The 16091-nt window shown below is 64.2% G+C and carries 9 protein-coding genes and 2 pseudogenes; 9 read left to right on the top strand and 2 right to left on the bottom strand.

Annotation, left to right across the window (positions count from 1 at the left end):
- The first annotated feature begins 78 nt into the window (after positions 1 to 78).
- The 5 genes from ABIS05_RS09605 to ABIS05_RS09585 all read left to right on the top strand — a co-directional run bounded on the left by ABIS05_RS09605 (position 79) and on the right by ABIS05_RS09585 (position 8966).
- Positions 79 to 1848: a class I SAM-dependent DNA methyltransferase gene (locus ABIS05_RS09605; protein ID WP_348013184.1), complete on the top strand. Its 1770-nt coding sequence runs from the start codon at positions 79 to 81 to the stop codon at positions 1846 to 1848.
- Positions 1838 to 3220, top strand: a complete 1383-nt coding sequence (locus tag ABIS05_RS09600; RefSeq protein WP_348013153.1) for a restriction endonuclease subunit S — start codon at positions 1838 to 1840, stop codon at positions 3218 to 3220. Before ABIS05_RS09605 ends, ABIS05_RS09600 begins: the two co-directional genes overlap by 11 nt.
- Positions 3217 to 4248, top strand: coding sequence for an SIR2 family protein (locus ABIS05_RS09595; protein WP_348013152.1), 1032 nt, complete (start codon positions 3217 to 3219; stop codon positions 4246 to 4248). Before ABIS05_RS09600 ends, ABIS05_RS09595 begins: the two co-directional genes overlap by 4 nt.
- A 2-nt stretch (positions 4249 to 4250) precedes the next feature.
- Entirely contained in the window at positions 4251 to 5660 is a 1410-nt protein-coding gene (locus ABIS05_RS09590; protein WP_348013151.1) for an ATP-binding protein, read from the top strand.
- 129 nt (positions 5661 to 5789) lie between these two features.
- Positions 5790 to 8966, top strand: a complete 3177-nt coding sequence (locus ABIS05_RS09585; protein ID WP_348013150.1) for a type I restriction endonuclease subunit R — start codon at positions 5790 to 5792, stop codon at positions 8964 to 8966.
- A gap of 260 nt (positions 8967 to 9226) precedes the next feature.
- On the opposite strand, the pseudogene ABIS05_RS28210 reads toward ABIS05_RS09585, so the two are convergent.
- Positions 9227 to 9358 (bottom strand): annotated as a pseudogene (locus tag ABIS05_RS28210) (hypothetical protein); the annotation flags it as partial.
- 512 nt (positions 9359 to 9870) lie between these two features.
- Between ABIS05_RS28210 and ABIS05_RS09575 the strand changes: the two are divergent.
- The 4 genes and pseudogenes from ABIS05_RS09575 (at position 9871) to ABIS05_RS09560 (ending at position 13400) form a co-directional block, all read left to right on the top strand.
- On the top strand, positions 9871 to 10191 hold the full coding sequence (locus tag ABIS05_RS09575; RefSeq protein WP_348013148.1) for a hypothetical protein: 321 nt from the start codon (positions 9871 to 9873) through the stop codon (positions 10189 to 10191).
- 78 nt (positions 10192 to 10269) lie between these two features.
- Positions 10270 to 10860 carry a hypothetical protein gene (locus ABIS05_RS09570; RefSeq protein WP_348013147.1) on the top strand — a complete coding sequence of 197 codons (591 nt, stop codon included), beginning with the start codon at positions 10270 to 10272 and terminating at the stop codon, positions 10858 to 10860.
- Positions 10861 to 11295: 435 nt separating this feature from the next.
- Positions 11296 to 11811, top strand: a pseudogene (cysC, locus tag ABIS05_RS09565) (adenylyl-sulfate kinase); the annotation flags it as partial.
- A complete protein-coding gene (locus tag ABIS05_RS09560; RefSeq protein ID WP_348013146.1) occupies positions 11808 to 13400 on the top strand; it encodes a sulfotransferase in 1593 nt (530 codons plus the stop codon). The pseudogene cysC and the gene ABIS05_RS09560, both read left to right, overlap by 4 nt.
- Before the next feature lie 278 nt (positions 13401 to 13678).
- Here ABIS05_RS09560 and gyrB read toward each other — a convergent pair.
- Positions 13679 to 16091: DNA topoisomerase (ATP-hydrolyzing) subunit B (gyrB, locus tag ABIS05_RS09555; RefSeq protein WP_348013145.1), on the bottom strand; the 2413-nt coding region annotated here is incomplete at its 5' end.

The raw sequence follows: 16091 nt of genomic DNA, 5'->3' as shown, positions 1-16091 counted from the left end.
ACTGCCGCCTGCACTAGGCGGCCCTGGCCTGACGCCCCTGCCTACCTCTGACCCTTGAACCGCCCCTCCGGCACGCGCATGAACCTCACCGAGCAACAGTTTTTTGACGCCCTCGAACGCAAGCTCTGGACGGCCGCCGATAAGCTCCGCTCCGCGCTGGACGCCTCGGTCTACAAGCACGTGGTGCTGGGCCTTATCTTCCTGAAATACGTCTCCGACGCGTTTGAGGAGCGGCGGCAGGAACTGCGCGCGCAGTTCCAGAACCCCGAGCACGACTACTACATGGACCCCGCCGAGTACGGCGGCGCGGGCACGCCCGAGTACGCGGCCAACCTCGCCGCCGAACTGGAGGTGCGCGACTACTACACCGAGAAGAACGTGTTCTGGGTGCCTTTTGAGGCCCGCTGGCAGACGCTGCGCGAGCTGGCCCAGCTGCCGCCCGGCAGCGAACTGCCCTGGCAGGTGCCCAAGCGCGACAGCGACGGCCGCTACGAACGCGACGACGCGGGCGAGCTGGTCATGGTGCCCGACAAGATGCGCACCGTTGGCTGGCTGATCGACAACGCCATGGAGGCCGTGGAGCGCGAGAACGGCAAGCTCAAAAACGTGCTGAACAGGGACTTCGCGCGCACCCAGATCGACAACCACAAGCTGGCCGACCTGATTGCCCACTTCTCCGACACCCACTTCAGCCAGCCCGTCCACAACGGCCAGCGGCTGGACCTCAAGAGCAAAGACATCCTCGGCCATGTGTACGAGTACTTCCTGGGCCAGTTCGCCCTGGCCGAGGGCAAGAAGGGCGGCCAGTACTACACGCCCAAGGCCATCGTCACGCTGATCGTGGAGATGCTGCAGCCCTTCAAGGGCCGGGTGTATGACCCGGCGATGGGTTCGGGCGGCTTCTTCGTGCAGAGCGAGGAATTCATTGCCGAGCATGGCGGCAAAGTGGCAAAACAGGGCAAAGGCAAGACCGGCCAGATCAGCGTCTACGGCCAGGAAAGCAACCCCACCACCTGGAAGCTGGCGGCCATGAACATGGCCATCCGGGGCCTGGACTTCAACTTTGGCGGCCAGCCCGGCGACACCCTGCTGAACGACCTGCACCCCGACCTGCGCGCCGACTACGTGATGGCCAACCCGCCCTTCAACATGAAGGAGTGGTGGAGCGCCAAGCTGGAGAGCGACCCGCGCTGGATCGTCGGCACGCCCCCGCAAGGCAACGCCAACTTCGCGTGGCTGCAGCACATGCTCTACCACCTGGCGCCTGCCGGCAGCATGGCCCTGTTGCTGGCCAATGGCTCGATGAGCAGCAACACCAACAACGAAGGCGAGATCCGCAAGCAGCTGGTGGAGCGCGACTACGTGGAGTGCATGGTGGCCCTGCCCGGCCAGCTGTTCACCAACACGCAGATTCCGGCCTGCATCTGGTTCCTGACCAAAGACAAGGCCAACGGGTTCAACCTCGACAAGAAGAAGCGCGACCGCCGCGGCCAGTTCCTGTTCATCGACGCCCGCCAGTTGGGCTACATGAAGGACCGCGTGCTGCGCGACTTCACGGTGGATGACATCCGACGCGTGGCCGACACCTTTCACGCCTGGCAACACGGCGAAGGCTATGAGGACATGCCGGGGTTTTGCTATTCAGCCTCGCTCGCTGATATCCGCAAGCACGAGCATGTGCTGACGCCGGGACGATATGTGGGGGCTGAGGAGCGGGAGGAAGACAGCGAAGCCTTCGCCGACAAGATGGCGCGGCTGACGGCCGAGTTGGCGGAACAGTTTGCGGAGAGTTCCAAGCTGGAAGTAGATATCAAGAAGAATTTGGTGGGGCTAGGTTATGAGCTCTGAGTGGCCGCTCATCAAAGTTGAAGACGTCTGCAGTCTCATCGTTGATTGCGTCAACAAGACCGCACCGGTGTCCGAGCAGCCAACGCCGTTTCGGATGATTAGAACGACCAATGTTCGTAACGGCCGGATTAATCTATCCGATTGCAAGTTTGTTGACGAAGAAACGTTTGGAAAGTGGACACGACGAGCAGAGGTTCGCGCTGGGGATGTCATCCTGACGCGAGAGGCACCGATCGGCGAAGTTGGCGCCGTACCGGATACAGAAGGGCTCTTTCTTGGTCAGCGTCTCATGCAGTACCGGGCTGACCGAAGCAAGCTAGATCAGCGTTTTTTACTCTACAGCTTCTTGTCGCCTCAACTTCAACACCAGTTTGGAAGCCACGAGGGTTCCGGATCGGTGGTTAGTCACATTCGGGTTGGAGATTGCTTCAAATTCGAACTTCGGCTGCCGCCTCTTCCTGTCCAACAGAAAATTGGCGATATTCTTGGTTCGTTGGACAACAAGATCGACCTCAACCGCCGCATTAACCAAACCCTCGAAGCCATGGCGCAAGCCATCTTCAAATCGTGGTTTGTCGATTTCGACCCGGTCAAAGCCAAGATCGCCGCCCTCGCCGAAGGCCGCGACCCGCTGCGCACCGCCATGAGCACCATCAGCGGCAAAGCCGAGGCAGAGCTGGACGCGCTGCCGCCCGAAGCATTCGAACAACTCGCAGCCACAGCCGCGCTATTCCCGGATGAGATGCAAGAGTCGGCGCTGGGGGAGATTCCGAAGGGGTGGGAAATTCAGGCCGCAGAATCTCTGTCTGAAGTTGGCATTGGCAAAACCCCACCGCGCAAGGAACCGCAATGGTTCACTGAAGGCGATGGAGATTGGCGCTGGGTGTCCATCAAGGACATGGGTGCAAGTGGCGTCTTTCAGAAAAAATCTTCGGAGTTCCTCACATCCGAAGCAGTCTCGCGTTTCAACGTCAGGGTTGTGCCAGACCGAACGGTGCTGCTCAGCTTCAAGTTGACCATTGGCCGAGTCGCTATCACGGAGGGGGCGATGGTGACGAATGAAGCCATCGCACACTTCAAGTTGCCCAGTGATGCAGCCGTCTCCTCCGAGTATCTATACCTATACCTGAAGAGCTTTGATTACTCGACCCTCGGCAGCACCTCTTCCATTGCTGATGCAGTTAATTCAAAGACCATCCGTGGATTGCCGATTGTTCTAGCGGAACGCACCCTGATTGGGAGATTCACAAAGGCCGTCGCCCCACACTTCCAGGAAATTCGAAACCGGCAGAATGAGATTGGCTCGCTATGTGCGACACGCGACACACTGTTGCCCAAGCTGCTCTCTGGGGAGATCGAGGTGCCCGTATGAAGCATCTCAAACCTATATTCGCTGACGCGCTTGCGCAGGAGCAAAATCTCTCTGTCGATAGAGGGCGAGTGCACATCCGAAACAAGCACTGGGCGCCCGATGAGATTCTGGAAGGATTGCTCGACCCGAAGGCGTACAACGATCTGTTTCTGGATTGGGTCCAGGAGCGCAAAGAAGAGCTCATCGAATCGGCAAATGCCATACTAGATGAGTATGGCTTGCAAGACCGATTTGGCAGGCTGAAAGAGGTCTACGGGCGAGGCGCCGTAGTGCCATTTGTCGGTGCAGGCCTGTCGGTATCGAGTGGGTATCCCGGATGGACTGCTTTCCTCAAGCAACACGTCCGTGAGACAACTATAAATCCTGAATACTTCGATCAAATTTTGCGTGATGGCAAGTATGAAGAGGCGGCCCAGAAGCTGGCTGATGCACTTGGCCCCGCTTTCAACGAAGCAGTAGAAAATGCATTTGGTCGTTCGCGCGAAATATCCGGTTGCGTGCAATTTCTGCCACATGTCTTCGACTCTTGTGTAATCACGACAAATTTCGACGACGTCACTAGACGTTGTTACGACGCTGCTGAAAAATCATTTTCAGAAGTGCTATCAGGGGAGCACTCTAGAGAGCTTCCAAGAAAGCTGTCCGAAGGCAAAAGAATATTGCTCAAGTTGCACGGCACATCTACCAGCCCACGCGGCCGGATTCTGACCGCCGTCGAATACCAGCAACACTACGGCGACGGCGATGAGCTACAACGAGCAATAGAAGCCATCTGCTCGAAGACTTTGTTGTTCATCGGCTGCAGTCTGACGGTCGACCGCACCCTCACGGCGATGAAGTCATTTGTACAAGCCAATGGGCACGACAACATCGCTCGGCACTATGCGTTCTTGCCTGCACCAGGCAGCGACGCGGAGAAAAACGCTCGTCGGGACGCGCTGCTCGCATGCAATGTCTATCCGATTTGGTATCCGGCGGGGGCGCATGATGAATCAATCGAGGCGCTCCTGCTTGCGTTGATGGAGTAGTCATGACCATCACACCAGAGCAAATAGACATCTGGCGCAGCAGCGCCTCAGAAACCCAGAACCTCGAATTCAAGGAAGCGGCCAACCAGTACGACACGCGCAAGCTGTGCCGCTACTGCGTCGCCATTGCCAACGAGGGCGGCGGGCATCTGGTGCTGGGCATTGCAGACAAGCCGCCGCGCCCCGTGGTGGGCAGCCAGGCCTTCGCTGACACCCAGGACATTGCGGAGAGGCTGTTCCACTGGGTGGGGTTTCGCGTCGATGTCGAGGCCGTGGCACACCCGGATGGCCGGGTGCTGGTGTTCAACATCCCTGCGCGCCCGAGAGGCACGGCCTACCACCACGAAGGCGCTTACCTGATGCGCTCGGGCGAAGAGCTGGTGCCAATGAGTGAGGACCAGTTGCGCAAGATCTTCGGCGAGGGGCAGCCCGGCTGGCTGGAGAACCCCGCGCTGAAAGACGTGTCCGCGCAAGATGTGGTGCAGTTGCTGGACACCCAGACCTTCTTCGATTTGATGCGCTTGCCCTATCCCACCGACCAAGCGGGCGTGCTGGCCCGCTTGCTGGACGAGCGCCTGATCGAGCGCAGCGCGGTGGGCTTCAACATCTTGCACATCGGCGCGGTGCTGCTGGCCAAAAACATGCGGCAGTTCCCGGACATCAGCCGCAAGGCGGCCCGCGTGATCGTGTACGCGGGTGAGTCCAAGATGCAGACCGTCTCTGACCTCACCGGCGAGAGGGGCTATGCCGTGGGCTTTGCGGGGCTGGTGCAGTACGTGATGGGCAAGCTGCCCCAGAACGAGGTGATCGAGGGGGCCATCCGCAAAGAGGTCAAGCTGCTGCCGGAGGTGGTGGTGCGAGAGCTGCTCGCCAACGCGCTGATCCACCAGGACTTCGACATGGGCGGCACGTCGCCGGTGGTCGAGGTGTTCGGCAATCGGGTGGAAATCTCCAACCCTGGCGAGCCCATCGTGCCGGTGGAGCGCTTCATCGACGGCTACCAGTCCCGCAATGAGCGGCTGGCCGACCTGATGCGCCGGTTCGGCATTTGTGAGGAGAAGAGCAGCGGCATCGACCGGGTGATCGAGTCCGCCGAGCTCATGCAGTTGCCGGCGCCTGAGTTCTTGACCAGCCACCGGCGAACGATCGTGGTGATCCACGGGCCGCGCGCCTTCCGCGACATGAACGGCAGCGACAGGGTGCGGGCCTGTTACCAGCATTGCGTCTTGCAATATGTGCTGCGCAAGCAGATGACCAATCAGTCGCTGCGGGAGCGGTTCGGCCTGCCCGAGGGCAGCAGCAACACGGTTTCGCAGATCATCACGGCGACCATCGAGCAGGGCCTTGTGAAGAGCGACCCCAATGCGCCGGACTCCCGGCGCTATGCACGGTATATCCCGGCGTGGGCGTAGCCGCCGTTTCATTGCAAAACCGGCCCGCTGCTTGAGCCGCATGCAAGCCATTGATTTAGCAAGACTTTCTTATTTCATCGCAAAGCTGATCAGCTACCGCGAGGTCTGGGGAGGCGCAGGGGACTCAAGATGCTGAACGAACAACAACTCGAAGAGCTCTGCCTGGGCTGGTTCCAGCAGACGGGCTGGCGCTGTGCCCATGGCCCGGATATCGCCCCCGACAGCAGTGCCCCGGAGCGCACCGACTACCGGCAGGTGGTGCTGCGCGAGCGCCTGCTGGGCGCCCTGGCCCGGATCAACCCGCACCTGCCTGCCGAGGCGCTGGAACAGGCCGCCCATGCACTGCTGTCGGTCAGTGAGCCCCAGATGGTGCTGCGCAACCGCAGCAACCACCGCCTGCTGCTGAACGGGGTGATGGTGCGCTTTGCTGTGGGCGACGAGCAGAAGACCGACCTGGTGCGCTTCATCGACTTTGCCCAGCCCAGCAACAACGACTTCCTGGTGGTAAAGCAGTTCACCATCACCGGCAGCAAGCAGCCGCGCCGGCCGGATGTGGTCGCCTTTGTGAATGGCCTGCCGCTGGCTGTGGTGGAGCTGAAGAACCCCGCCAATGAGCAGACCGATGTGTGGGATGCCTTCAACCAGCTGCAGACCTACAAGGACGAGATCAGCGACCTGTTCAACAGCAACGCTGCCTTGGTGGTGAGCGATGGCTGGACGGCGCGCGTGGGCTCGCTCACGGCCAATGCCGAGCGCATGCTGCCTTGGCGCACCATTGCCAACGAAGACGACCGGCCGCGCCTGCAGATGGAGCTGGAGACGGTGGTGCGGGGCTTCTTCAAGCCTGATCTGTTCCTGGACTACCTGCGGCACTTCGTGCTGTTTGAGCAAGACGGCGACACCCTCGTCAAGAAGATCGCCGGCTACCACCAGTTCCATGCGGTGCGCGAGGCGGTGCGTGCCACGGTGATTGCCGCGCAGACCCCGGACAAGGGCTTGCTGGAGGTGCACGAAGAGCGAGCCACCTACGGCAAGGAGGTCAAGCCGGGCTCGCGCAAGGCGGGGGTGGTGTGGCACACGCAGGGGTCGGGCAAGAGCATCACGATGGCCTGCTATGCGGGCAAGCTGCTGCAACAGCCCGAGATGAAGAACCCCACGCTGGTGGTGGTGACGGACCGCAACGACCTGGACAGCCAGCTGTTCGCCACTTTCAGCGCGGCCAGTGACCTGCTCAAGACGACGCCTGTGCAGGCGGGCGACCGCGACGAGCTGCGCGAGATGCTGGCGTCTCGCGAGGCAGGCGGCATCGTCTTCACCACGGTGCAGAAGTTCGCTTTGCTGGAGGGGGAGGAGGCGCACCCGCTGCTGTCCAGCCGCACCAACATCGTTGTGATTTCTGACGAGGCGCACCGCAGCCAGTACGGCACCAAGGGGCGGCTCGATACCAAGACGGGCAAGTACGTTTTTGGCTTCGCCAAGCATTTGCGGGACGCGCTCAAGAACGCCACCTTCATCGGCTTCACCGGCACGCCGATTGCGCTGGAGGACAAGGACACCCGCGCCGTGTTCGGTGGCTACGTCAGCATCTACGACATCCAGGACGCGGTGGACGATGGCGCGACGGTGCCGATCTTCTACGAGAGCCGACTGGCCAAGTTGGACGTGAACCAGGCCGAGATCGATGCGTTGAACGAGCGGGTGGACGAGGTCGTCGAGGACGAAGAGGACATCGCCCACCGCGAGAAGACCAAGAGCGAATGGGCCGCACTGGAGAAGCTGGTGGGTTCGCAGCCGCGTCTGCAGCAGGTGGCTCGCGATCTGGTCCAGCATTTCGAGGCGCGGGTCTCGGTGGTGGATGGCAAGGCCATGATCGTGTGCATGAGCCGGGACATCTGCGCGCAGCTTTACAACGCCATCTGCATTGGCAGCAAGGACAACCCGCCATTGCGCCCCGATTGGCACAGCACCGACCCGGAGCAAGGCGCCATCAAGATCGTGATGACGGGCTCAGCCGCTGACAAGGCATTGCTGCAGCCGCATCTGTACAGCAAGCAGGTGAAGAAGCGGCTGGAGGCGCGTTTCAAGGATGCGCGCGACTCGCTCAAGCTGGTGATCGTGCGTGACATGTGGCTGACGGGCTTTGACGCGCCGTGCTGCCACACCATGTACATCGACAAGCCCATGAAGGGGCACAACCTGATGCAGGCCATTGCTCGGGTGAACCGGGTGTTCAAGAACAAGCCGGGTGGCTTGGTGGTGGACTACATCGGCATTGCCAACGAGCTGAAAGCGGCGCTGAAGGACTACACGGAAGCGAAGGGCAAGGGTGACCCGACGCATGGCGCAGCCGAAGCGCTGGCGGTATTGCTGGAGAAGCTGGATGTGGTGCGCGGCCTGATGCACGGCTTTGACTACAGCGCGTTTGAGACGCAGGCGCTGCCGCTGCTGGTCCCGGCGGCGAATCACATCCTGGGCTTAAAGGATGGCAAGACGCGCTTCCTGGACACGATGGTGGCCGTGGCGAAAGCGTTCTCGCTGTGCGGCACGCTGGACGAGGCGGCTGCACTGCGCAAGGAGATCGCGTTCTTCTCGGCGATCAAAGCTGCCATCGCGAAGTTCACGACCGTGGACAAGAAGCGCAGCGACGCGGAGAAGAACAGCGCACTGAAGCAGATCCTGGACAACGCCATCATTGCCGACGGCGTGGCGGATGTCTTCGCGCTGGCGGGGCTGGACAAGCCGAACATCGGTTTGCTGTCCGACGAGTTCTTGGAGGATGTGCGGCGAATGGACAGCCGCAACCTGGCTGTCGAACTGCTGGAAAAGCTGCTGCGCGACGAGATCAAAGCTCGAGCCCGCAACAACGTAGTGCAGGAACGGAAGTACGGCGACAGGCTGCTGGAAACCCTGCGCAAATATCACAACCGGGCTATCCAAACGGCCCAGGTCATCGAAGAGTTGATTCAGATGGCCAAAGAGTTCCAGGCCACGCTGGAGCGAGAGGCCGCACTCGGACTCGGCACCGACGAGGTGGCGTTCTATGACGCCTTGGCCAACAACGAGAGCGCAGTCCGTGAGTTGGGTGACGAGATCTTGAAGAAGATTGCCGTGGAGATCACCGAGAAGCTGCGCGCAAGCACGACCGTGGATTGGCAGGTGCGCGAAAGCGTTCGAGCCAAGCTGCGCATCCTGGTTCGGCGTTGCCTGCAGAAGTGGAAGTACCCGCCAGACCAGCAACTCCAAGCGGTGGAGTTGGTGCTGAAGCAGGCGGAGACCTTGTCCGAGACTTGGTCGAGCGCGAGGTAACCTGCCACCGAACGACGTGTCGAATCTGGGAGGCTTGATCAACACGATTGGCGAACATGTCGAAACCAGGCGCAGTTTTCGACATGACGGCCAGAGCTTGCCATCGGAGCGTGGGCCTCAGCCATACCCGGTCAAGGCTGCGGGAGCACCAGCCTGTGATGACAAGTGCTTGACCCAAAAAGAAAAACGTCCGCTTTCCGTTTCCGGATGTGATACGGCCGCGCATGACCCGGCCCCATTACCGGGCCGTAATCCGGGCGTCAGACGTCGATATTGCCCGCCCGCAGCGCATTGGTCTCAATGAAATCCCGCCGCTGCTCCACCTCGTCGCCCATCAGCATCGTGAAGACCTTGTCCGCCTCGCTGGCGTCGTCGATCTGCACGCGCAGCAGGGCATCACTGATGGCCTCAACCATGTGCAGCTGCTCGCGCAGTGGCACGCCGAAGGTAGCGGCAATGAAGCGCTGCAGGTCTTGCCCGGTGCCCAGGTCTTCTTGCCCATGAACTCGATGGCCGGCGGGTTGTGCTGGTAGCCCGCGTAGACGCTGGTGGTGAGCAGGTCGTAGGCCGGTGCAAGGCGCACGTCGGCGCGGGAGCTGTAGAGCAGGGACAGGTTCTTGGCTCGCCAAATCGCGACTCATCGATGACCTTCGCAGTTCGCGAATAGCGAATATGGCCAAGCGATGGAACTCAAACGACAAGATCTGCTGGTGCTGCTGAAGGTGGCGGCGCACCCGCAGCAGCGCTGGACCTATGCCGCCTTGGGCGAAGCCCTGGCCATGAGCGCCTCGGAGGCGCACGCCAGCGTGAAGCGGGCGGTGGCGTGCGGCCTGGCGGTTGCACCAGCGCGTGGCGAATGGGCGCCGGTGCGCACGAGCTTGCTTGAATTCATCAAGCATGGCGTGTGCTACATCTGGCCGGCCACGCCCGGGCCGGTCAAGCGCGGCGTGCAGACGGCGTTTGGCGCAGAGCCCCTGGCCAGCCGGGTGAGGCGCCGGTATGGGAGCACCCCGCCGGCACGGCCAAAGGCCCCACGCTGTCGCCCCTGTATCGCACCGCACCGCAGGCCGCGCTCGCCGACCCGGCCCTGCACCGCCTGCTGGCCTTGCTGGACGCCCTGCGCACGGGGCGCGCGCGCGAACGCACGCTGGCCGCCAAGCTGATGGAGGCCGAGCTGATGCAGTTCGACCCGGGCGCTGACGGAGACGCCCATGCGAGCCGATGACCCCAACCTGCCCTACCTGCGCCGCATTGCCGAGGCGCTGGGCGAACTGCGCGAGCAGTTGTTTTTGTGGGTGGCGCAGTGGCCGGCCTGCTGGTGACGGACCCTCTGGCCTACCCCGTGCGCGCCACCCGCGACGTGGATGCGGTGGTGAATGCCAACCGGGCGATGTTCCATCGCATCGAGGCGCAGATGGCGGCGCGCGGGTTTGCGCGAGATGTCAGCAGCGAGGTGATTTGCCGCTGGGTGCACAAGGCGTCGGGCGTGCTCTTCGACCTGATGCCGATGCAGCCGGAGGTGCTGGGTTTCTCGAACTGCTGGTATCCGTATGCCGTGCAGACCGCTGTGCCGCTGGAGCTGGGCGAAGGCGTCACGATTCGGCTGGTGAGCGCCGTCGCCTTTGTGGCGACCAAGCTGGAAGCCTTTGCCAGCCGGGGCGCCAGTGACTTCCTGACCAGTCACGACCTGGAAGACGTGCTGAACATCGTCGATGAGCGCGAGGAGCTTGCCGGGGAACTGGCCGCAGCGCCTGCCGACCTGCGACAGGCGGTGGCCACGGCCTTTGCGCCGTTGCTGGCGAACCGGGATTTTGTGAACGTGTTGCCGGGCCCGATTGCCGAGCCGGCGCGCGCAGGTCTTGTCATGGATCGCCTGAGGGCATTGAGCCAATGAACACGCTAGGGCCCCCGTAAGCGCTCGTTCGCGTAGGGCGCCAAAGTTAGTGCGACGGCCTTACTCAGGAAGAAGTCCACTTGGCGCCAGAGCCGACTTGGCGTTCGGGACGAAGTTGTTGGGACCGGCCTTTCGCAGCGCCACAGTTGCTGCGACGGGCGGGCATGAGTGCCGCCGCAGCAGGAGCGGGTCATGACTGTGCCGCCGACTCCAGGGTGACCCACTTCAGCCCGTTGTGCCGACGGCCCACCGACCCAACGCAACTGCTCCAGGTCTTTGCTTGCGAACGTGAATCAAGACAAGCGTCGGGCCATTGCCTTCTCGGCACCGAGGGTCAAGATGGCGTCGGCGACAGCCGCCGAGCCCGCCGCGCGCGGCGCCACAATCTGCCGCATGACGTCACGACCCATTCCCGATGAACGCGGCGGCAAATCGTCGCCACGCGCTGCAGTGCTCTGGCTGACCGGCCTGCCCGGCGCCGGCAAGTCCACGATCGCACAGGCGGTATGCCGCCGGCTGTGCGCCGCAGGGCAGCCGGCGGTCGTCGTCGACGGCGACGATCTGCGCCGCGGCCTGTCGAGCGACCTCGGCTTCTCCGACCGCGATCGAGCCGAGAACGTGCGCCGCGCCGCCGAGGTCGCGCGTCTGATGGCCGACGCGGGCATCACCGTCGTCGTCGCGCTGATCTCGCCGTTCCGGGCCGACCGCGACCGGGCCCGCGCGCGGTTCGAGCCGGGGCGCTTCGTCGAGGTCTTCGTCGACACGCCGCTCGCGGTGGCGGAGGCGCGCGACCCGAAGGGCCTCTACCGGCTCGCGCGGAGCGGCGCGCTTGCGGGCCTGACGGGCGTCGATGGCCCCTACGAGCCGCCGGCGGACCCCGAATTCATCGTGCGTACGGTCGACGAGCCGGCCGAGCAGGCGGCGGCACGTCTCATCGCGAGACTGGCATGAAGCGCGCCGTGTCGAGCGATCCGCTGCGCGGGCTGAAGCCTGCCGACGCGCAGCAGCTGCGCCGCGCCACGCAAGCGCTGCAGGCGGGCGACCGCATGTACGCGGGGCTGCTGCTGCTCGATCTGGCGCGCAGCGCGCCGGAGCACCCGGAGGTCTTGCGCCTGCGCGCGGTCTGCCGCGCCGGCGACGACGACTGGGAAGGCGCAACGCAGGACCTCGCGCGCGCGCTCGCGCAGCGGCCCGAGGACTTCGACCTCCGCGCGCAACTCGCGGCCGCGCAGGAGCACGCGCACGACCACGCTGCGGTGGTCGCGACGCTGCGCGAAGGCGAGGTACACGCGACGACATCGGCCGACTGGCTGGGGCTGTCGTTCGAGCACGACAACGCCGGCGAGCCGGTGGCGGCGTACGGCGCCGTGCAGCGCGCCGTCGCGCTTGACCCGGCGGCGCCGCTTGCCCGGCTGCAACGCGCACGATGCGCCACGGCGCTCGGCCATGGCGATGTCGCGGCCGCGGATTGCCGGCACCTGATCGCGCGCGGCGAGCTGGTCGCGCACGCGTGGTTCACGCTGGCCGACCTGAAGGTCGTGCCGATGACCGCCGACGAGCTGGCACAGCTCGAGGCGAAGGCCGCCGCGCCGCCGGCGACGACGCCAGCGGAGGAACGGCTGATGCTGCGCTTCGCCCTCGGCCACGGGCTGGAGAACGCGGGCCGGCACGCCGACGCGTTCCGAGTCCTGTGCGCGGCGAACGATGCGGCGCGCGCGTCGCGGCCGTGGGACTCCGAGGCGTTCGCGCGCCGCGTCGACGCGATCCGCGCCGCGTTCGCCGGCGCGCCGCCGCCGCCGCAGGACGGGCCGGGGCGCGAGGTCATCTTCCTCGTCGGACTGCCGCGGTCGGGGACGACGCTTGTCGAGCAGATCCTCGCGAGCCACTCGCAGGTCGAAGGCGCTAGCGAGCTGCCGTACCTGCCGCAGCTGCTCGACGCCGAATCTCGCCGGCGCGGCAAGCCGTTCCCGGCCTGGGTCGCCGATGCCAGCGACGCTGACTGGCGGCGGCTCGGCGACGCCTACTTGCGGGCGAGCGCGCGCTGGCGTAAGCCCAAGCCGATCGCCACCGACAAGCTGCCCGAGAACTGGCTCTATGCCGGCGCCGTGCTGCGCATGCTGCCTGGGGCTCGCATCGTCGACTGCCGCCGCGACCCGGTGGAGACCGCGTGGTCCTGCTACAAGCAGCTCTTCGGGCCGGGCATGGTGCACTTCGCGTACAGCTTCGACGGGCTCGCGGCGTACTGGCGCGCCTACGACGCGCTCGCCCGCTTCTGGGCCGAGCGGTACCCGGGCCGCTTCGTCGTGCAACGGTACGAGGACCTCGTCGCCGACCCGAACGCCGGCATCCACGCGCTGCTCGCCGCTTGCGGCCTCGACTTCGAGCCGGCCTGCCCGCGCTTCCACGAGACGGCGCGCGCGATCCGCACGCCGAGCTCGCTGCAGGTGCGCCAGCCGATGCGCGTCGCGTCGACGCCGGCGCAGCGCTACGGCCCGCTGCTCGACCCGCTGCGCGATCGTTTCGCCGCGACAGAGGGGTGATCGGCCCGGCCACCGCCGACGACGTCCCAGCGACGAACGACGGCTTCCGCCCGCATAGCGGACCAGGGCCGGGTGCGATGTCCAGGCGCTACCGCTGCCCTGCAGCCAGCTGGTTCGCTATGGAGGTCAGCGACTGGACCGCCGAGTACCTGCGCGCCGGCCGTTGGCCGGTGAATACACCGGGGTAGGGAGAAGCGGGCTGCGTCCCGCGCCCGCACCTGCAGGATCTGCATCAGTTCGGAACGGCTTGCCTCCGATCACCAACCGATCCGACAACATCAAACGTCGATGTTTCCAGCGCGCAGTGCGTTGGCCTCAATGAAGTCCCTGCGCGGCTCCACCTCGTCGCCCATCAGCATCGTGAAGACCTTGTCCGCCTCGATGGCGTCGTCGATCTGCACGCGCAGCAGGCGGCGGACGTTGGGGTCCATGGTCGTTTCCCAGAGCTGCTCGGGGTTCATCTCGCCCAGGCCCTTGTAGCGCTGGCGGCCGACGGCGGTTTCGGCTTGGCTCATGAGCCAGGCCATGGCGGCGCGGAAGTCGTCGACCTTGGCCTCCTTGGCCTTCTCGCCCTCGCCCTTGCGCACCATGGCGCCGGCCTGGATGAGGCCCTGGAAACTGAGGCCGGCATCGGCCAGCACTTCGTAGTCGGCGCCGTGCACAAAGTCAGCATGGATGACGCTGGCGCGCACGTTGCCGTGGTGGGTGCGGGCGATCTTGAGGAAGAACTTGTCGGTGCGCGGGTCGGTCTCGACGGTGACGAGCGCGTCGTGCAGCAGGCCCTTGAGGCTGGCGGCACTGGCCTCGGCCTCTTCCGGGGTGTCAAGCTTGAGCGCCAGGCCATTGGCCAGGATGTGCAGCGCTTCGATGTCCATCCAGTTGGACAGGCGAGCGATGACGGACTGCGCGGCGACGTACTTGCGGGCCAGCGTGTCGAGCGTGTCGCCCTTGAGGGTGTCGCCGGTGCCCGTATCCAGCGACGCATCCTGCAGCGCGACCTTGAGCAGGAAGCTGTCGAGCTCGGGCGCGTCCTTCAGGTATTGCTCGTGCTTGCCGACCTTGACCTTGTACAGCGGCGGCTGGGCGATGTAGATGTGGCCGCGCTCGCAGAGCTCGGGCATCTGGCGGTAGAAGAAGGTGAGCAGCAAGGTGCGGATGTGGGCGCCGTCGACGTCCGCGTCGGTCATGATGATGATGCGGTGGTAGCGGAGCTTGTCGGGGTTGAAGTCGTCGCTGCCGGCGCCGCGGCCGATGCCGGTGCCTAACGCGGTGATCAGCGTGATGATTTCATTGCTGGTCAGCAGCTTTTCGTAGCGCGCCTTTTCGACGTTCAGGATCTTGCCGCGCAACGGCAGGATGGCCTGGAACTTCCGGTCGCGGCCCTGTTTGGCGGAGCCGCCGGCCGAGTCGCCCTCGACGATGTAGATCTCGCACAGTGCCGGGTCTTTTTCCTGGCAGTCGGCCAGCTTGCCGGGCAGGCCCATGCCATCCAGCACACCCTTGCGGCGCGTCATTTCGCGCGCCTTGCGCGCGGCTTCGCGCGCACGTGCCGCGTCGACGATCTTGCCGCAGATGATCTTCGCGTCGATCGGGTTCTCCTGCAGGTAGTCGGCCAGGGCCCGGCTCACCACGTCTTCGACCGGCGCTCGCACCTCGCTGCTGACGAGCTTGTCTTTCGTCTGGCTGCTGAACTTCGGCTCGGGCACCTTGACGCTGAGCACGCAGGTCAGGCCTTCGCGCATGTCGTCACCGCTGACCTCGACCTTGGCCTTCTTCGCCAGTTCGTTGTCCTCGATGTACTTGTTGATCACGCGCGTCATCGCGGCGCGCAGGCCGGTCAGGTGGGTGCCGCCGTCACGCTGCGGAATGTTGTTGGTGAAGCACAGCACGTTCTCGCTGTAGCCGTCGTTCCACTGCATCGCGACGTCGGTGGTGATCGTCGTGCCCTGCTCGCTCATCTTCTCGCCGGTCGCGCCGAACACGGTCGGGTGCAGCACCTTCTTGCCGGTGTTGATGAACTCGACGAAGCCCTTGACGCCGCCGGCGAACGCGAACGTGTCTTCCTTGTTGTTGCGCTCGTCGACCAGCCGGATCTTCACGCCGTTGTTCAGGAAGCTCAGCTCGCGCAGCTTCTTCGCGATGATGTCGTAGTGGAAGTCGATGTTCGAGAAGATCTCGAGGTCGGGCAGGAAATGCACCTCGGTGCCGCGCAGTTCGGTCTCGCCGGTCACCTTCATCGGCGAGACCTCGGCGCCATCGCGACGCTCGACGACGCGGTCCTGCGGCACGCCCTGCCTGAACTCCATGAAGTGCGCATGGCCGTCGCGCCTCACCGTCAGGCGCAGCCACTTCGACAACCCGTTGACGCAGCTGACACCGACGCCGTGCAGCCCGCCCGAGACCTTGTAGCTGTTCTGGTTGAACTTGCCGCCGGCGTGCAGCTCGGTCAGCGCGATCTCGGCGGCCGAGCGTTTCGGCTCGTGCTTGTCGTCCATTTTCACGCCGGTCGGGATGCCGCGGCCGTTGTCGGCGACGGTGATCGAGTTGTCGGAGTGGATCGTCACGACGATGTCGTCGCAATAGCCGGCGAGCGACTCGTCGATCGAGTTGTCGACGACCTCGAAGACGAGATGGTGCAGGCCGGTGCCGTCGGAGGTGTCGCCGATGTACATGCCGGGGCGTTTGCGAACC

The sequence above is a fragment of the Roseateles sp. genome, assembly GCF_039929605.1.
Classification (GTDB): domain Bacteria; phylum Pseudomonadota; class Gammaproteobacteria; order Burkholderiales; family Burkholderiaceae_C; genus Pelomonas.
Note: the sequence above shows the minus strand (reverse complement) of the source record. Positions and strands in the feature narration are given on the sequence as shown.